This is a genomic window from Bifidobacterium cebidarum (assembly GCF_009193305.1).
GTDB lineage: Bacteria > Actinomycetota > Actinomycetes > Actinomycetales > Bifidobacteriaceae > Bifidobacterium > Bifidobacterium cebidarum.
Genome location: NZ_WBVS01000005.1, coordinates 60,387 through 79,280, shown reverse-complemented (window position 1 = coordinate 79,280; position 18,894 = coordinate 60,387). Strand labels below are relative to the sequence as shown.

Annotated in this window: 15 protein-coding genes; 14 read left to right on the top strand and 1 reads right to left on the bottom strand. The window is 61.2% G+C overall.

Annotated elements, in window-relative coordinates; genetic code table 11:
* The first annotated feature begins 10 nt into the window (after window positions 1–10).
* The 8 genes from F7D08_RS06220 (at window position 11) to araA (ending at window position 8,877) form a co-directional block, all read left to right on the top strand.
* Window positions 11–1,024 (top strand): LacI family DNA-binding transcriptional regulator, encoded by a 1,014-nt coding sequence (locus F7D08_RS06220; RefSeq protein WP_193316216.1) that lies wholly within the window; start codon window positions 11–13, stop codon window positions 1,022–1,024.
* Between the two features lie 205 nt (window positions 1,025–1,229).
* Entirely contained in the window at window positions 1,230–1,595 is a 366-nt protein-coding gene (gene rplS, locus F7D08_RS06215) for a 50S ribosomal protein L19 (protein WP_033891529.1), read from the top strand.
* 179 nt (window positions 1,596–1,774) lie between these two features.
* On the top strand, window positions 1,775–2,668 hold the full coding sequence (gene lepB / locus F7D08_RS06210; RefSeq protein ID WP_152209797.1) for a signal peptidase I: 894 nt from the start codon (window positions 1,775–1,777) through the stop codon (window positions 2,666–2,668).
* Window positions 2,669–2,677: 9 nt separating this feature from the next.
* Window positions 2,678–3,376, top strand: coding sequence for a ribonuclease HII (locus F7D08_RS06205; RefSeq protein ID WP_152209796.1), 699 nt, complete (start codon window positions 2,678–2,680; stop codon window positions 3,374–3,376).
* Between the two features lie 157 nt (window positions 3,377–3,533).
* Entirely contained in the window at window positions 3,534–4,649 is a 1,116-nt protein-coding gene (locus F7D08_RS06200; protein ID WP_152209795.1) for a LacI family DNA-binding transcriptional regulator, read from the top strand.
* A gap of 172 nt (window positions 4,650–4,821) precedes the next feature.
* On the top strand, window positions 4,822–6,468 hold the full coding sequence (locus F7D08_RS06195; protein WP_152209794.1) for a xylulokinase: 1,647 nt from the start codon (window positions 4,822–4,824) through the stop codon (window positions 6,466–6,468).
* 41 nt (window positions 6,469–6,509) lie between these two features.
* Window positions 6,510–7,202, top strand: coding sequence for an L-ribulose-5-phosphate 4-epimerase (locus F7D08_RS06190; protein ID WP_033891525.1), 693 nt, complete (start codon window positions 6,510–6,512; stop codon window positions 7,200–7,202).
* Between the two features lie 157 nt (window positions 7,203–7,359).
* Complete coding sequence (gene araA / locus F7D08_RS06185) at window positions 7,360–8,877, top strand: L-arabinose isomerase (protein ID WP_152209793.1); 1,518 nt, start codon at window positions 7,360–7,362, stop codon at window positions 8,875–8,877.
* Between the two features lie 628 nt (window positions 8,878–9,505).
* On the opposite strand, the gene F7D08_RS06180 is transcribed toward araA, so the two are convergent.
* Window positions 9,506–11,329 carry an AMP-dependent synthetase/ligase gene (locus tag F7D08_RS06180; protein ID WP_152209852.1) on the bottom strand — a complete coding sequence of 608 codons (1,824 nt, stop codon included), beginning with the start codon at window positions 11,327–11,329 and terminating at the stop codon, window positions 9,506–9,508.
* A gap of 591 nt (window positions 11,330–11,920) precedes the next feature.
* Between F7D08_RS06180 and F7D08_RS06175 the strand changes: the two genes are divergently transcribed.
* From F7D08_RS06175 to F7D08_RS06150, 6 genes are all read left to right on the top strand, one after another.
* Entirely contained in the window at window positions 11,921–13,375 is a 1,455-nt protein-coding gene (locus F7D08_RS06175) for an MFS transporter (protein WP_152209792.1), read from the top strand.
* Window positions 13,376–13,574: 199 nt separating this feature from the next.
* Window positions 13,575–15,149, top strand: coding sequence for an ABC transporter substrate-binding protein (locus tag F7D08_RS06170; protein ID WP_152209791.1), 1,575 nt, complete (start codon window positions 13,575–13,577; stop codon window positions 15,147–15,149).
* Window positions 15,150–15,188: 39 nt separating this feature from the next.
* Window positions 15,189–16,190 (top strand): ABC transporter permease, encoded by a 1,002-nt coding sequence (locus F7D08_RS06165; RefSeq protein WP_226803407.1) that lies wholly within the window; start codon window positions 15,189–15,191, stop codon window positions 16,188–16,190.
* Complete coding sequence (locus tag F7D08_RS06160) at window positions 16,187–16,996, top strand: ABC transporter permease (protein ID WP_152209790.1); 810 nt, start codon at window positions 16,187–16,189, stop codon at window positions 16,994–16,996. Before F7D08_RS06165 ends, F7D08_RS06160 begins: the two co-directional genes overlap by 4 nt.
* A complete protein-coding gene (locus F7D08_RS06155) occupies window positions 16,993–17,823 on the top strand; it encodes an ABC transporter ATP-binding protein (RefSeq protein ID WP_226803406.1) in 831 nt (276 codons plus the stop codon). The genes F7D08_RS06160 and F7D08_RS06155 overlap by 4 nt, the downstream gene beginning before the upstream one ends.
* On the top strand, window positions 17,820–18,623 hold the full coding sequence (locus F7D08_RS06150) for an ABC transporter ATP-binding protein (RefSeq protein ID WP_152209789.1): 804 nt from the start codon (window positions 17,820–17,822) through the stop codon (window positions 18,621–18,623). The genes F7D08_RS06155 and F7D08_RS06150 overlap by 4 nt, the downstream gene beginning before the upstream one ends.
* Window positions 18,624–18,894: the final 271 nt, after the last annotated feature.

The window sequence follows — 18,894 nt, the reverse complement described above, 5'->3', positions numbered from 1 at the left end:
GGTAAGGGCCATGACTTCCCAACCCGGCAATGCCAAGCTCGCCCAGATCGCCCGAGAGGCGGGAGTGTCCCTCTCCACGGCGTCCAAGGTGCTCAATAATCGTCCGGGTGTATCCGACGCCACGCGCAAGCGCATCGAGGCGCTGCTGGAGAAGAACGGGTATCGCCGCCGCAGGCGTACCGAGCAGACCACCACCAACATGGTCGAGCTGCTGCTCGATGACCTCGACACCCCATGGTCCGAGGAGATTCTCTCCGGCGTGCTTGCAGGGCTCAACAAGCCGTATGTGCCGATTGTCTCCGCCCGAACCAGTGATGATTGGAACATCAGCGCATGGTTGGAGGAAGTGTTGGCGCGCAAGTCGGCCGGCGTGATCATCCCGCTCTTCGAATTTCCCAAAGAGGCCGAAGAGCGACTGGCCCGCTCCGGCATTCCCGCAGTGCTCGTCGATCCCACCGGCGAAGTGCCGCAAAATGTACCTACGGTGGGGTCGAATGATTATGTCGGTGTGCGCGAAGCCACTGAATACCTGATTGCTCAGGGCCATACGCGCATCGCATTCATTGGCGGGCCGACCTATCTGCAGACCGCTTTGGCTCGCTTGGATGGATTCCGCGGCGCCATGCGTCAAGCCGGCATCGCCGTGGATCCGACGCTCGTCTCGGCTGGCGAATTCCGCTATGAGGACGGTCGGGAGCGTGCGCGCGATCTGCTCGCATTGCCGAATCCTCCCACGGCCATCTTCGCCGCCAGCGACATGCAGGCGGCCGGCGTCTATGCGGTGGCGTGGGAGCGTGGGCTCAAAATCCCGGATGACCTCTCGGTGGTCGGATTCGACGATATGCCCACCAGTCGCATGCTGCTGCCGCCGCTGACCACCGTGCATCATGCCGTGCGAGAAATGGCGCAATTCGGCGCCACGACGCTGATGCAACTGTTGGAGGGCAAAGGCGGTTCGATGCCTACGCATATCGAGCTGACCACGAACCTGATTGTGCGCCAAAGTGTCCGCAAGCTGCCGTAGACTTTTGCCTTGCTGTGTCGAGAGGCAGGCCGCCGCATAAGCCGGCTTCTCCCAGGGTCCAGCCGAACGTGACTTTCGGCGGATCGGCAGGCCTCCCAAGGGCAAACCCGAGGGATGATTAAGAGCGATTGCGCCCGGCAATGCAACAACGCGGGCGGCAATCCTTGACCTAGGGCTGGTATGCGGCAGCACTGAAGGAACAACAATGGTTAACGCTATTGAGGCTTTTGACGCCAAGCACATGAAGCCGGCTGAGGAAATCCCGGCCTTCCGTCCCGGCGACACCGTCGACGTGAACGTGAAGATCAAGGAAGGCAACAACTCCCGTATCCAGACCTTCACCGGTGTGGTGATTGCTCGTCAGGGTGCTGGCGTTCGTGAGACCTTCGTGGTCCGCAAGATCAGCTTCGGCACTGGTGTGGAGCGTCGTTTCCCGGTTCACTCCCCGTCCATCGAGTCCATCAAGCTCGTGCGTAAGGGCCGTGTGCGCCGCGCCAAGCTGTACTACCTGCGCGCTCTGCGCGGCAAGGCCGCTCGTATCGTCGAGCGCCGCGACAACTCCGCTAAGTGAGTTCGTCGGTAGGTTTGTTGCAGTTTGCGACTCTGCAGTCGCGCGAATAAACCGTGAAATTCAGCCCGGAATCGTTCTTGGTTCCGGGCTGAATTCGTAATGGGCAAGTAAGATGGAGCCCGCTTATATGCCGACCGCCGGCTATGCAAGCAACAGTCTGAACCACGGAGGATACGCACATGCAGGACGATCAGGAGAACGAACCGCTTCCGATTTCCGTCATTGCCGAGGCTGCTGAAGCCGATGCGCAGCAATCCGCTGATGCCGACGAGCTTGATGCCGATGCCGAATCCTCAGCCCGCGATCTGCGCACTGTGCAGGTCGCCGATCATGGGGTTGACGTGACTCCCGTGCCTCCTGCCGTTTCGGCGACTGCGATTGCATCCGCTGCGGCTGTCACGGGCGGGGCGGCCGCCGTGAAACGGCACGCCAAGCGAGACGAACAGTCCAATGACCGCTTCACCGTGCGTGATTTTTTCCTCTGGTGCGGCGTTCCGGTTTTGATCGTGGTGCTGGTTCGCGTATTTCTTCTGGGATTCTATGAAATCCCCTCGCGCTCCATGATGGATACGATTGTGCCCGGCGATCGTGTGATCGCCAGCAAGCTCACGCCGAAATACTTTGATCTGCAGCGCGGCGATGTGGTGGTCTTCAAAGATCCGAACAATTGGCTGAGTGCCGAACAAAGCAGCGGACTCGGTGGCGGGTTCCTTATTAAACGCCTGATCGGTCTGCCCGGCGACACCGTGGAATGCAAGGGTGCGGGCCAGCCCATCACCATCAATGGCGTGGCGATCAATGAGTCCTCGTATATCCGCCCCGGCGTGGATCCGAGCGCCTTCCCGTTCTCGGTGACCGTGACCGAAGGCCATGTGTTCGTGATGGGTGATAATCGCGCCAACTCCGCCGATTCCCGTTACCATCAGGACGATGGCGACCACGGCCTGGTGCCCATTTCGGACGTAGTGGGGACCGGATTGGTCACGTACTGGCCCCTCGACCGCATCGGCGTGCTCGATGCCCATCACGACGTCTTCGCCGACGTTCCCAACCGCAACGCCTCTGCCTCCTGAATGTGAACCATGCCGAAAATCACGCCAACACTTGACCTGGAACGAAATCTTGCCGCCCAGGGATTTGACTTGATCGTCGGATTCGATGAGGTCGGCCGCGGCGCGCTCGCCGGGCCGGTGATGGTCGGTTGCGCCGCGATCTGGGCGCGTGATCTGAATACGCTTGATGTGCCCGCAGGCGTAGCCGATTCCAAAATGCTCACCGAGCACCGCCGTGAGGCCATCTACGACGAACTGTGCGATTGGTGCGCCGCCTGGGCGGTCGGCCAAGCCAGCAATGCGGAAATCGATGATTGGGGCATCTCCTATGCGCTCGGCATCGCGGCGCTGCGCGCGCTCGAACAAGCCGAACGGCGGCTCGGGCTGGGGAATGGTGGTGCTCGGCCGTGGCGCGTCGGTGCGATCCTCGATGGGCCAAACGATTACATCACCAAGGCGTTGGGCACTTTCGATGCCCCGGACGTACCTGTTCCAGCTGCGGTCACCACCAAAGTCAAAGGCGATCAGCATTGCGCCACCGTGGCCACCGCAGCGGTGATCGCCAAAGTCACCCGAGACCGGCTGATGGTCGATCTCGCGCACGGCAATCCGCAATATGCACCGTATGAATGGGAGCATAACAAGGGTTACGGTTCCGCGGCGCATCGTGCCGCCATCGCCGAACATGGTCCGAGCCCTCTGCATCGCATCAGCTGGCATCTGACCTGATCATCGTCTGTGAGTCGTTGCGGGTGTGGCATTCCCTGCGACACGGCGATGTGAGCGTTAACGCCGTGCTGCGAAAACGCGCTAAAGTCAGTGGTGATGCAGTACATTCAACGGCTTGGCAACGGATGCCGACCGCGAGCGGAAAGGTTCAGGTGGTATGGTGAACAGCCGCAAACCAAGTAAACGTCCGTCCATGTTCGAAGTGGCCAAGCTGGCGGGCGTCAGCCACCAGACCGTTTCCCGTGTCATCAACAATTCCCCGGATGTCTCCGATGCCACGCGAGCCAAAGTGCAGGCCGCGGTCGACCAGCTCGGCTACCGTCCGTCCAATTCCGCGCGTGCCCTGGCCTCCCGACGCTCCCGCACCATCGGTCTCATCGCGGGCGGCATGAAGTTCTTCGGTCCGATTTCCGCCATCGCGTCCATCGAATCCATTGCGCGCGAACATGGCCTGTTCATGAGCGTGATGATGGTGCACGAGGCGTTGTGCACTCAGGCCGAGTTCGATAATCTATGCGACACGTTCATCGAACAGAACGTGGACGCCTTCATCTTCCTGACGCCAACGGATGTGATGTTCGCCGCCGCATGCCGGGCCAAAGTCAGCCAGCCGCGCGTCATCGTCACCTCCACGCACGGGCAGATGACCGTGCGTGAGGGATTGAGCCTGATCTCCGCGGACAACAAGCGCCGCACCGCCATCGTGGGCATCGACCAGTGGGATGCGATGGCCAAAGTCGTGGGGTTGATGAGCGAATACGGGCATAAGTCGGCCTTGTATTTCGCTGGTCCGAACGAATGGCGAGACGCCCACACCCGCCTGGACGCATGGCGCAAGCTCTCCGCCATGCATTCCATCGATTCCCAGATCGTGCGCTGCCATACCTGGGATTCGGACGAATCGTACGCGCAGATGAATCATCTGCTGGACGAATACGGTATGAAAGGCGCGCCATTGCCCACCGCGGTGGTGTCCGCGAACGATAGCCAGGCGGTCGGCATCATCCGCTCGCTGCATGAGCATAAGCTGCGGATCCCGCAGGATATCAGCGTGGTCGGCTTCGACGACATGCCGGGCATGGATAACCTCTACCCGCCGCTGACCACCGTGCACCCCGATTTCGAGGCGTTGGGCGGCGTGGCGATGCGCGAGACGCTGCGGCTGCTGGGGGAGGGCTCTGAGCCGGTGTTCCTGACGAATCAGCACGGCGTGGGCCTGATTCCCGCCAAGGTGATGAGCCGTAGCTCCCTGGGGCCGGCCCCTCGCAGGTAGGGCGTCGGCAATCGCCCCATCCGCTGTTATCGATTCGTTATAAACCGGTTGGCGCTATAAGTTGTGTCGAACCTCGGTTATAGGTACAATGATTTTCGGAAATTGTGAGCGCTAACAAAAACACCCCAAGGAAGGGGAGCAAACCCCAGCGCTCCGCAGGGTAAGGATAGATATGGCAGTTATCGACAATGCGGCCGAGCAGGTCGCCAGCATCGCCGAGAAGATTCGCGCAGGTAAAACCACGCTGGGCATTGAATTCGGCTCCACCCGAATCAAGGCCGTCCTGATCGACGACACCTTCCACACCATCGCCTCCGGCGACTACAGCTGGGCCTCCCATCTGGAGGATGGCCTGTGGAGCTACTCCACCGAGGAGATCTGGGGCGGCCTGCAGCACGCCTACGCCTCCATGGCCAACGATGTCGAGACCGCATACGGTGAGAAGCTCACCCACATCGGCCACATCGGCTTCTCCGCCATGATGCACGGCTACCTCGCCTTCGACGAGAACGGCGAACTGCTCGTTCCGTTCCGCACCTGGCAGAACACCAACACCTCCGAAGCCCACCAGAAGCTCTCCGAGCTGTTCCAGTACAACATTCCGGAACGTTGGTCCATCGCCCACCTTTACCAGGCCGTGCTCAACAAGGAGGAGCACGTCTCCAAGGTCGCCTACTTCACCACCCTGGCCGGTTACGTGCACTGGAAGCTCACCGGCAAGAAGGTGCTCGGTGTTGGCGATGCCTCCGGCATGTTCCCGATCGACCCGACCACCCACACCTACGAAACCGAGTTCATCGAGAAGTTCGATGCCCTGCCTGAGGTCGCCGCTCAGCCGTGGAAGCTCGAGAACCTGCTGCCGACCCCGCTCGTGGCCGGCACCCCGGCCGGTGAGCTGACCGAGGAAGGTGCCAAGCTCCTCGACCCGTCCGGCACCCTGAAGCCCGGCATCGTGCTCGCGCCGCCGGAAGGCGACGCCGGCACCGGCATGGTGGCCACCAACTCCGTGCGCGTGCGCACCGGCAACGTCTCCGCCGGCACCTCCATCTTCGCCATGGTCGTGCTCGAGCACAAGCTCAAGGCCCTGCACCCGGAAGTCGACCTGGTCACCACCCCGGCCGGCGATCTGGCCGGCATGAGCCACGCCAACAACTTCACCTCCGACCTGAACGCCTGGGTCGGCCTATTCGGCGAGTTCGCCAAGGCCATCGGTCAGCCGGTCGACGCCGGCACACTGTACGGCACCCTGTTTCGTGCCGCCATCGCCGACGATGTGGACGCCAACTGCGGCGGCCTGCTGAACTACCCGTTCCGCTCCGGCGAATTCCTGGCCGGCCTGCCCGAAGGCCGCCCGCTGTTCGCCCGCAGCCCTGAGGCCCACATGACCCTCGGCAACTTCATGCGCGCACAGCTGTTCTCCGCATTCTCCCCGGTCAAGATCGGCATGGATGTCATGACCAAGCAGGAGCACGTGCAGATCGACTCCCTCGTGGGCCACGGTGGCATCTTCACCACCCCGAAGGTCGCCCAGAAGATTCTGGCCGCCGCCTTCAACACCCCGATCAAGGTCATGTCCACCGCCGCCGAAGGTGGCGCCTGGGGCATGGCAGTGCTCGCCAACTACCTGTGGAACACCAACGAGGATCGCTCCAACTTGGCCGATTACCTTGACGGCTGCGTCTTCAAGGACGCCCAGTCCGTCACCGAGACCCCCGTGGCCTCCGACGTCATCGGCTTCGAGGACTTCTTCGCCCGCTTCTCCAAGGGTCTGCCGATCGAGCACACCGCCATCGAGTCCATCAACCTCGAAGACAAGTAACTTTTAGCAAGCTTCCAACCAAGTGGAAAGGAAAACCAACAATGGCAACTTTGGCTGATTACGGCCCCGAGGTTCGCGCCGAGGTCAAGCAGGTTCGTGAGGTCGTCTCCAACCTGCACCAGCAGCTGATCAAGTGGAACCTGGTCGTCTGGACCGCAGGCAACGTCTCCCAGCGTCTGCACACCGCCGACCTGTTCGTCATCAAGCCCTCCGGCGTTCGCTACGAGAACCTGACCCCGAACTCCATGGTCGTCGTTGATCTTGACGGCAACGTTGTCGACGGCACCGAAGCCCCGTCCTCCGACACCGCTTCCCACGCCTACATCTACCGCAACATGCCTGACGTCTACGGTGTTGTGCACACCCACTCCACCTACGCCACCGCATGGGCCGCCACCGGCCAGAACATTCCTTGCGGCCTGACCATGATGGGCGACGAGTTCGGCGGCCCGGTTCCGGTTGGTCCGTTCCGTCTCATCGGCTCTGAAGCCATCGGCAAGGGCGTCGTCGAAACCCTCAAGAAGTACCCGAAGTCCCCGGCTGTCCTCATGCAGAACCACGGCCCCTTCACCATCGGCAAGGATGCAGAAGGTGCCGTCAAGGCTGCCGCCATGACCGAGGAAGTCGCTCACACCATGTGGGCCGCCAAGCAGCTCGGCGACATCATCGAGATCGATCAGGCCGATATCGATAAGCTGAACGACCGTTACCAGAACGTCTACGGACAGCACTGATTTGATGGAGCGTCCTCGTCGTTGTGGAAGGCTCGAAGTACCTTTGTACTCCTGCGCCTTCCACGCCTAGAGGCCGCACGCATCAAATGGATAGCTCAGTGCTTCCAGCATTGATTTTTGAAAACTCCACACAACGAAGTAAATAAAAGGAGCCATTATGGCAATGGAAAACCCCTTTGAGGGCAAGGAAATCTGGTTCGGCGTCGGTTCCCAGGACCTGTACGGCGAGGAAGCTCTGCGTCAGGTCGCTGAGCACTCCGCCGAAATGGTCGACTACCTGAACAAGACCGGCAAGATTCCGGCCAAGATCGTGCTGAAGCCGACCCTGAAGTCCTCCGACGGCGTCAAGCAGTTCATGGTTGAAGCCTCCGCCAACCCGAACGTCATCGGCGTCATCACCTGGTGCCACACCTTCTCCCCGGCCAAGATGTGGATCCGTGGCCTCGAAGTGCTGACCAAGCCGCTGCTGCAGCTGGCCACCCAGCACCACAAGGAGATTCCGTGGGAGACCATCGACATGGACTTCATGAACCTGAACCAGGCCGCCCACGGCGACCGTGAGTTCGGTTACATCGTCTCCCGCCTCGGCATTCCGCGCAAGATCGTCGTCGGCCACTACACCGATCCGGAAGTCGCCGAGAAGGTCGGCACCTGGGCTCGCGCCTGCGCCGGCTGGGATGCCTCCAACAACATGAAGGTCATGCGTTGGGGCGACAACATGCGTAACGTCGCCGTCACTGAAGGCGACAAGACTGAAGCCGAGCGCGTGTTCGGCGCTTCCATCAACACCTGGGCCGTCAACGAGCTCGTCGCCGCCTACGATGCCGTCAAGGACGATCAGGTTAAGGAAATCATCGAGGACTACAAGGCCAAGTACGACGTTGACCCTGCTCTGCTCGACGCCAAGTACGACTCCCTGTTCATCGCAGCCAAGGAAGAGGCTGCCATGGTCAACATGATGCGCGCCAACGGCTGCACCGCCGGCGTCGACAACTTCGAAGACCTCGGCGCTCTGCCGCAGCTGCCGGGCGTCGGCCCGCAGCGCTTCCCGTCCGAGTACGGCTGGGGCTTCTCCGCCGAAGGCGACTGGAAGACCGCCGTCCTCGTCCGCATCGGCGCTGTGATGGGCTACGGCCTCGAGGGTGGCGCCTCCCTGATGGAGGACTACTCCTACAACTTCACCGAGGGCAACGAGCTCGACATGGGCTCCCACATGCTCGAGGTCTCCCCGGCCATCGGCACCATCGCCAAGCCGAAGCTGGAGATCCACCCGCTGGGCATCGGCGGCAAGGCCGACCCGGTCCGCCTGGTCTTCTCCGGCGCTCCGAAGAAGGACGCAGTCGTGGTCTCCATGGCCGACGAGCGCGAACGCTTCCGCCTGCTCATGGACGTCGTCGACGTCGTCGAGCCGCAGGGCTCCCTGAAGGAACTGCCGTGCGCACGCGCCGTCTGGAAGCCGCAGCCTGACCTGAAGACCGCTGTCCAGTGCTGGATCACCGCCGGCGGCTCTCACCACACCTGCATGACCACCTCCGTTGGTCGCGAGGCCTGGGAAGACTTCGCCCGCATCGCTGGTGTCGAACTTGCCGTCATCGACGACAAGACCACCGCTCGCCAGTTCGAGAAGGAACTGCAGCTGTCCGAGATGTACCACCGTCTCGACAACCGTCACTGATTAATGGGGTGTCCTCGTCGTTGTTCCTCGGTCGACGTACCTTCGTACGCCTTCCCTCGGTACGCCTAGAGGACACACACATTAATCAGCGCCGGCAAGCCGCCACTGATTGGAAAATTGAATAGCGGAGCGTATACCGCCTTTCTTCAGGCTTGAAGTACCTTGTTGTGCTGCGCCCAACCGTCGCAGCGTAGCTGCTCCCCTCGCCTACGGGCAGCCCACCGGGCTACCCGCTAGACGGCTCAGCTCCTTCGCCTTCAGACGGCGGTCTCCGCACGCGCTATTCAATTTCCTCCTTATTCTTAACCAGTGAAACTGCCTAAGGCCGCTTCGGGAAACCGGAGCGGCCTTTTTTGTCACGATCCTTCAAAAACACCGCCATTGCAATCTGGTGACAAATATTCATGGCACATGAAGCCCAATTAAGCTCTTTTTGACATCATGTGGCAAGCCGATTGGGATACCTGCGTACTGCATCTTTGCCGGCAGTTGTCACGAAAATACAAAAACACCCGATTCTGATTGTTGTGGCGCAAATAAAAGTCCCAACAATCAGAATCGGGCGTCTAACCCATGTTGCGGCAGCGTGGCAGCGTTATTTTTTAAGGAAAGCGCTGCCTGCGCAACCTCAGCGCTTGCCGTTGTAGATTTCGCGGTCGATCACATCGGCGAACACGCGGTTCACAGCCGGGCGCACCACCTTCAGGGACGGCGTCAGGCACTTGTTCTCCTGCGTGAACTGCGTATCCAACACGGCGAACTTGCGCACGGACTCAGCGCGGGAGACCGTGGCGTTCGCCTTATCCACGTACTGCTGAATCTCCTCGCGCACCGCCGCGTTCACGGCCAAACGGTCCACCGGCGTATCGGCGGACAGGCCGTGAGCCGGCAGCCAGGCAGCCAGAGCCTCAGGGTCAAGCGTCACCAATGCGCCAATGAACGGGCGGCGGTCGCCCACCGCCACGCAGTGCTCCACAATCGGGCACTTGGCAATCTCCTCCTCCAGCGGAATCGGGGAGACGTTCTTGCCGCCGGCGGTGATGATGATGTCCTTGATGCGGCCGGTGATGATGATGCGGCCTTCGTCGTCGATCTCAGCCAAATCGCCGGTCCTGAGCCAGCCGTCGGCGGTGAACGCCTCGGCGGTTTTCTCCGGAAGATTATGGTAGCCGCGGAACACATTCGGGCCCTTGACCTGCAACTCGCCCTCATCGGAAATGCGGATCGAAGAACCAGGAGCTGGCTGGCCAACCGTGCCGATCACATTGTCGGTCACACGCGTGGCGGCGAACGGAGCGGCGGTCTCGGTCATGCCATAACCCTGAATCATCGGCAGACCAATGCCGTTGTAGAAGTGCGCCAGATCCAGGGAGAGCGGAGCGCCGCCGCAGGCCACGTACTTGATCTTCGGGCCCAAAGCGCCGCGAACCGTGCGGTAGACCAGCGTCTCATACTTGGCGTGCTCGGCGATCTCAGCCAGCGTATGTTTCTCGCCGGCCTGCTCCTTGCGGCTCCAAGCGCGTGCGGCTTCGGCGGCCTTGAGGAACAGACGGCCCTTCCAGCCGGTGCCGGCCTTGCGGGAGGCGGCGTTGTACACCTTCTCGAACACACGCGGCACGCCGAGCAGATAGGTCGGTTCGAAGGAACGCAGGTCGGGCAGCAAGGACTTGGTGTCCGGCAGATAGCCGACCACACCGTCATCGGAGGCGATGGAGGCGTACTGGATGAAGCGCGCGAAGCAGTGGGCGAGCGGCAGGAACAGCAGCAGTCGCGGATGGTCGTCAAGGATCACCTCATGCAGCGCCTGGGAAGCCGCAACCGTAATGGAAACGAAGTTCTTATGCGTCAGTTCTGCACCCTTCGGATTGCCGGTGGAACCGGATGTATACACGATTGTGGCCAGGTCGTCGATGTGCACCGAAGCCACGCGCTCGTCGAATTCTTCGTCGGATACAGTGACGCCCAAGCCTTCGAGCGCGCCGAGCGCGTTGCCGTCGAACATCAGAATCTGGCGCAACGTGGGGCAGTGGTCCTTGACGGAATCAAGACGGTCGAAGCGCTCGCGATTGTCCGCCACGGCCAGTTTGACCGCGGAGTCATTCATGATGCGCTGTGCCTGGGAAGCGGAATCCGTGTCGTAGATCGGCACGCTCACTGCGCCTACTGCGGCCAGGGCGAAATCAAGAATGCCCCATTCGAGGCGGGTGGAGGAGAAGATGGTCACGGCGTCTCCCTTGCCGATGCCTAGGGCGATCAGGCCTTTGGCGGCGGAGATGACGCGCTTGTGGAACTCGCCGGTGGTCACGTCCTGCCAGCGGCCGGGGCCTAGTTTCTTGGCTGCGATGACCGTATCTTCGCCGGTGCGGGCGATGCGGTCGGTGAGCAAGGAATAGATGGTCTGATTGTCGCGTAATGCAATGGATTCGCCGGGGGTGGTGTATTCGGTGAGCATTGGTGCCTGTTCTTTCATGCCGCGCTGGTGCGCTCGGCGTGCTGCTAAATGCCTTGCGGTTGGCTAAGTCTTGGGTTGTGTCTGGCCGTCACCGAGCCGCAACTCGGCAGTGCCATAGGCGGAAAAGTCATAGCGCAAAGTCATCGTGCGTTGACATTTCTTGCCATTCTGTTAGTCGAGGTTACGCGCGCGTAGCGTCAGGCGCGTTGTGCGCGGCGGAAAAGTCATGCTCGCCCTTTTGTGGATTGCCTACAAGCGGTGCGCGTATCACGTTTCACGTGGCGGGAATGCGCGGAGGCGCATAAGCGAAATTTTTCGCATGGCAAAAGCGTGGCAACAAGGGCCAAAAAAGCACGAAACGATAACGAAACAGCAACGCAATGATAACGATGAAGCCGTTTTCGCGCCATGTTCATAACGGTTCCACAACGATTCGCATGCATGGTAGTTTTTGAGCGTTTTTGCGTTAAAAGGGGCATAACATACCATTTCGGCAATCGGTGATAGCGCAAACATTACCGATAAAACAAACAATCCAAACAATTGCGAACAAGCGCACGCACACCAAACAGGCGTAAGAGAGGAAGAGTTATGTCTGTTGCTTTGACTGGCCAGGTGGCCACCGCCGCCGGCAGGGTGAGGGAAACCGAAGCTGAGGAAGCCTTCGACGGCACGCTGCCGCTCAAGGAGAAGGTCTCCTACCTGAGCACCGATATGGCAGGCAACCTGCTGTACTCCTCGCTCGGCACCTACATCATGTTCTTCTACACCGATGTGTTCGGCATCACCGCAGCCGCCGCAGGCTGGATTCTGCTGATCGCTCGTATCGGCGACTGCATCTCCGCTCCGGTGTGGGGGTCCATCGTCGACCACACCAAGACCAAGTGGGGCCAGTCCCGCCCGTTCTTCCTGTGGATGGCCGTGCCGTTCGCCATCACCGTGTTCCTGGCGTTCACCGCTCCTGACCTGCCGCCGTTCGGCAAGGTCGTCTACGCCACCATCACCTACATCCTCGCCGCAGGCCTCGTGTACACCGGCATCCAGACGCCTATCACCGCCATCCTCTCCAACCTCACCCCTGACCCGGCCGAGCGCGTGAAGGCCAACACCTTCCGTCTTTCCGGCGGCTTGTTCGGCACCTTCATCACCGCCGTGTGCACCCTGCCGCTGGTCAACTGGGCCGGCAAGGCCATCACCGGCCACACCGATCAGAAGATCGGCTTCATGTTCACCTTCGCCGTCTACGGCATCATCGCCGTGGCGCTGCTGTGGTTCGCCTTCCGCAACATCCGCGAGCATAACTATGATCCGAAGACCCAGAACCCGCTGCCGTTCAAGGAAAGCCTGCACGCCATCAAGGGCAACTGGCCGTGGATCACGCTGATCATCGCCTTCGTGATCTTCTGGATCGCCCAAGAGGACCGCATGTCCGTGGCTGTGTACTACGCCAAGTACAACCTGAACAATGAGAACCTCGCCACCGTGCTCAACGGCATGCAGATTCTCGGCCTCGTGACCACCTTCCTCATCCCGATCATCTCCAAGCGCTTCGGCAAGGCCGGCAAGACCGACACGATGATTCTCGGCATGGTCATGGCCATCATCGGCCAGCTCCTGCTGCTCACCGCATCCCACAGCTTCGCCCTGTTCGTGGTGTTCTGGGCCATCTCCATCCTCGGCGCCGCCATGGCCCTCGCCATGCCGTTCGCCATGCTGGCCGACACCGTCGATTACGGCGAATGGAAGAACGGCATCCGCGCCGCCGGTCTGCTCTCCGCGGTCGGCGCCTCCTTCTGCATCCAGTTCGGCTCCGGCCTCGGCAACCTGATCCCGTCCAAGATCATGGCCGCCGCCGGCTACGTGGCCAACCAGCAGCAGAGCGCCCAGGCCCTGAGCGCCATCCAGTTCTGCTTCATCTGGCTGCCCATCATCGTTTACGCGATCTGCATCTTCATCATGCTCTTCTACCGTCGCTTCGAGAAGAACGAGCCGGCCATCCGCGCCGAGCTGGCCAAGCGCCGCGCCATCGCCGACGCTGCCGCCTGATCGGTTGCCTGCCCGCCTAATAACCGGTAGTAACCAATGCCGATAACGCTGCGATAAGACGGCGATTGCGGCAGGGCGCAGCCCATCCTAGGATGGACTGCGCTTTTGTATTTCAGGCCGGTGCGTCAGCTGCACGCGTTCGTTCGCGTAATCGCGCCGATGCCTGAGCCAAAACAGAGGATTCAAGAAGAGGAACATAATGAAGAAGACCCGCACGTTCAGTGCCCTTCGCACGGCTCTGACGGCCGCGACCGCCGCCGTGCTCGCAATTTCGCTCGCCGCTTGCTCGCAGACCGGAGGCTCCACCACGGCCGGCACCAGCGCCTCCGGCGACCAGACCACGTTCACCTACGCGCGCTCCGCCGCCGTGACCTCGCTCAACCTGTGGACCGAAATCACCTCCAACAACGCGTTCGCCATCGACAAGATCTTCGAGCCGCTCGTCAGCTTCGACAAGGACGGCAAGATCATCGACTGGCTCGCCAAGTCCCACAAGATCTCCGACGATGGCTTGACCTACACCTTCACACTGCGCGACGGCCTCAAGTTCTCCAACGGCAAGAACGTCACCGCCGAAGACGCCGTGTTCTCCATCGAGCAGCACCAGGCCGAGAAGGATGCCGCCCTGCCGCTCACCGCGGACATCGCATCCGTCACCGCCCCGGACGAGAAGACCGTGGAGATCAAGCTCAACAGCCCGTACACCCCGCTGCTCGCCGAGCTCGCCAACTTCTCCAACGGCATCGTGCCGAAGGACTTCGGCGGCAAGTCCGAGGCCGACTTCTTCGCGAACCCCGTGGGCACCGGCCCGTTCGTCGTCTCCAAGTGGGATAAGTCCGGCGACCTGACCTTCACCAAGAACGAGAACTACTGGCAGCAGGGCAAGCCGGGCATCACCAAGCTCGTCTACAAGCTCGTGGAAGACGGCACCCAGGCCGTGAACCAGCTCAAGACCGGCCAGGTGGACGGCATCGAAGACCCGGCCCTCGAGAACCTCGACGAACTCGAGAACGGCAACGACACCAAGGTCGAGACCGCCGGTAGCTGGGTGACCCACACCTTCTTCTTCAACACCGCCGACGAGCACTTCTCCGACGTGCACGTGCGCCGCGCCCTCGCCTATGCGCTGAACCGCTCCGATGTGACCAAGGCCGTCTCCTTCGGCCACGCCGACACCGCCAAGACCGTGCTGCCCAAGGCCATCGAATACAGCACCCAGGATTCCATCGAGCCGGTGGACAACGACCTCGACAAGGCCAAGGAAGAGCTCGCCCAGTCCAAGTATCCGGATGGCTTCGACGCCAAGATCCTGCTCGCCTCCGGCAACAACGCCTACTCCCAGGCCGCTCAGCTGCTGCAGTCCGCAGCCGCCAAGATCGGCGTGAAGCTCGAGATCGAATCCGTGGACATCGCCACCTTCCGTTCCCGCTTCAAGGCATTCGACTACCAGATCATGATCAACTCCGCACAGGCCGACTACCCGGACGCCGACTCGATCATCGACTTCCAAGCCGACCCGGACGGCTTCAGCAAGTCCTACTGGACCAGCTACTCCAACCCCGAAGTCACCGAAGAGCTCAAGAAGGCCCAGGTGACCCCGGACGGTGACGAGCGCGCCGCCCTCTACGAGAAGATCCAGCAGACCCTGGCCGACGAAGTGCCGTACATCCCGCTGTACTCCCCGCAGATCGTCAAGGCCGTGCGCAAGAACGTGACCGGTCTCGAAGTGCTGCCGAACAACTCCGTGCGCTTCCAGGACGTCAAGATCGGCTGATCCGGGCCTCATGACCCGCTCGGTCGTACAATAACCACTATGACCACATCACGACCTGCCGCCTTAGCCAAATGGCTGGGCGGCATTGTCGTTCATATGCTCTTGGTGCTGGTGCTCGTCACCATCGGCGTGTTCCTCATCGTGCGCCTTGTGCCTGGTGACCCCGCGCAAATGGTGTTGGGGCTCAAAGCCCGCCCCGAGCAGATTGCCGACATGCATCACCGGCTCGGTCTCGACCAATCCATCGGCAAACAGTTCACCTCGTTCATCGGCACCCTGCTCGCCACCGGCGACACCGGCCAATCCATCGCCTATAACGTATCCTCACGCGCGCTGGTATTGAGTCGTCTGCCAGTATCCCTATGGCTCATCGGCTGCTCAGCCGTGCTGGTCGTGGCGATTTCCCTGCCGCTGGCCATGACCGCAGCCCTCCACAAAGGCGGATGGGTCGATCAATTGGTGCGCATCGTGCCCACCATCACCCTTGGCATGCCGGAATTCTGGGTTGGATTGGTGTTCGTGCTGCTTTTTGCGGTGACACTCAAAATATTCCCGGTCGGCGGCACGCAGCCCGGCATCGATGGCATGCTGTATTCGATGGCCCTGCCATCACTGACCATCGCGCTCGCACAGACCCCGTTTATCGTACGTTCGCTGCGCACTCGAATCCTGGAAGTGCTCGGTGCTGACTTTGTGGTAACGCTCCGCGCCGCCCATCTGCCCGAGCGCGTGATCCGTCGCCATGTGCTGCGCAATGCGTTGCTGCCGGCGCTGCAGCTGTACGGCATGAAGATCTCGTTCCTCGTCGGCGGCACGTTGGTGGTCGAGCAGGTCTTCGGCCTGAAAGGCGTGGGATCGCTGCTGTTCAGCGCCATCACCGTCCGTGATTTCCCGCTCATCCAGGCCATCGCCATCTATTGCGCGCTCGGCGTGGTGCTGATTTCCATAATCGTGGAGATTGCCGGCGGACTCATCGACTATCGCGTGCGCGGCGGACTTGGCGGCGAAGCACGGCATCAGGAAGCCGGGGGAGTGGCATGAAGCGGTTGCACTTACCTCGCACGTTGGCGGCCGGTGTCGCCTTGCTTGCCGCCATCGTGCTGGCGGTACTGATTATTCCGCTGTTGTCCCCATACGACCCAACGGCGGAAGACATCTCCTCCATGCTGCAGCCGCCATCATTCGTGCACCCGTTTGGCACCGACCAGCTCGGCCGCGACCTGCTGGTACGCGTGGCCGCGGCCGGACGGGTGGACCTTGCGCTGATGGTTGGCGTGGAACTGCTGCCGTTCATTATCGGCACGGCGGCCGGCCTCATCGCCGGCTACTACGGCGGTTGGCCGAACCGCATCATCACGCTGCTCTCCGATGCGCTGATCGCATTCCCGTTCTACCTGCTGGTCGCGGTCGTGGCGTTCGTAACCGGTACCGGCGTCACCGGCATATTCCTGACCTTCCTCATTATGGGTTGGATCATCTTCGCGCGTACGGTTAAAGGCGCCACGGCCTCGCTCGCGGGGGAGGAGTGGGTGGAAAGCGCTCGCGTGATGGGTTTCTCGGACACCTCCATTCTGCTGCGCCAGATGTTGCCGAACGTGTTCTCCCAAGCGGTGATCGTGCTGGTCAGCGACATGGTGGCGTTGCTGGTGGCGATTGTGACGCTCGGCTATTTGGGTCTCGGCGTCACCCCGCCCACCCCGGATTGGGGCACGATGATTGCGGACGGGCAGTCCTTCCTCGCCACCCGCTGGTGGGTGTCCACGTTGCCTGGGACTGCTGTGGTGCTGGTGGGCATAGCGCTGGCCCTAATCGGCGACGGCCTCAACGACGCAAGGAGGCAGGTATGAACGCAGACGCTTCCATCATCAGCAATCAGGAGCATCCGGGCGCTGCCGCCGGAAGTCATGCGGACTCGTGCCATGAGCCCATCATCCGCGTCAACGATCTGCGCATCACAACGGCCATGGGGAATCGGCCGTTGATCGATGGCATCTCCTTCGATGTGCAGCCTGGCGAAACCGTGGGACTTGTCGGCGAATCCGGCTCCGGCAAAAGCCTGACCTTGCGGGCGATTATGGGGTTGCTGCCCGAAGGTGTGGTGCTTGCCGATTCCGAATCAATCTCAATCTCGGAGCACAAGCGTCTCGCCATGATTTTCCAGGACCCGGTGTCTTCGCTCGATCCGCTGACCGGAGTGGCCAGGCAAGTGGCTGAGGTGATGCGATATAACCAGCATCTACCACGCCGAGAGGCGCAAGCCCAAGCTGCAGATCTCTTGATAAGCCTTGGCCTACCGGCATCATTGCGCGCCGCCGATCGATACCCTGGCCAGCTTTCGGGCGGCCAATGCCAGCGCGTCGGCATCGCCATCGCGCTCGCCACCAAGCCGGACATCCTGCTGTGCGATGAGCCGACCACGGCATTGGATGTGACCGTGCAGCTGCAGATCCTCGACCTTCTTGCCGATTTGCGCGAGCGTCTCGGCCTCACCATGCTGTTCGTGACCCATAATCTTGGCGTCGCCGCGCATCTGTGCGACCGGCTCATCGTGATGCAGCACGGGCGCATTGTGGAAGCCGGCGCAACTGAGGATGTGCTCAACAATCCACAGCAGGAATACACACGGCGACTGGTCAGCGCCATTCTGCCGATTCCGGGAGAACAAGACCGATGACACGACATGCATCATCAGCATTGTTTGAGATGCGCGGCATCACCGTGCACTATGGCGGTTTCACCGCCGTGGACCATGTGTCGTTGAGCCTGCCGAAAGGCAGGGCGATTGGCATTGTGGGGGAGTCCGGTGCCGGCAAATCCACTTTGGCGCGTGTGGCCGCCGGGCTGATTGCGCCAGCGGAAGGCCAAGTATTACTCGCCGGCCAGCCCCTTGCACCGATACGCCGTACCCGTGAACAACGCCGACGCGTCCAAATGGTGTTCCAGAATCCGGATTCCTCGCTCAATCCAAGCCATAGCGTCTATCGCATTCTTTCCGAAGGCATGCTGCTGCATCACACATTAGGCTCGAGGCCTTCGCGCGAGGTCATTACACGGCGTTGCCTCGAGCTGCTGCGCATGGTCGGTCTCGGCGAGTCGGCCGGCATCCTCTCCCGCCGGCCGCAGGCCTTCTCGGGCGGGCAACGCCAGCGCATCGCCATCGCCCGCGCGCTCGCGGTGAATCCCGATGTGCTCGTAGCCGACGAACCCACCAGTGCATTGGACGTCTCTGTGCAGCACGAGATTTTGGACCTGTTGGCTGAACTACGCCAAACCAACGGCTTGAGCCTCATGCTCATTACTCATGATTTAGGTGTGGCCAACGCATTATGTGATGACATCATGGTCATGCGCGGCGGCAGAAGCGTGGTCCATAAATCAACGGAGGGGTTGTTCGCCGATCCAGGCCCGCAATACGCACAGGATCTGCTCGCTGCGGCCCGCAGCGTCAGCATTGCACCCGGTATGCGCGGATGAGCTGCCGCAACAATGGCTATCTCGCTTACGAGGGGTTGATTTGGGCTTGTCGGAAGGTCTATCTGCTTTACAAGGGGTTCCTCTCCGAGTAGACCGGTCTTCAAAACGGCGAAATAACGATGCAAGGAAAGATGCTCTAGTCGCGATTAGGCTGATTAGGAACCCCTCGTAAAGCAGATAGATGTTCCCGAAGCCTCCAATGTACCCTTCGTAAGCGAGATAGCTGCATAAAGGCCTCTGTGACGTATTTCGCTATCGGCAAGGCTGGCGT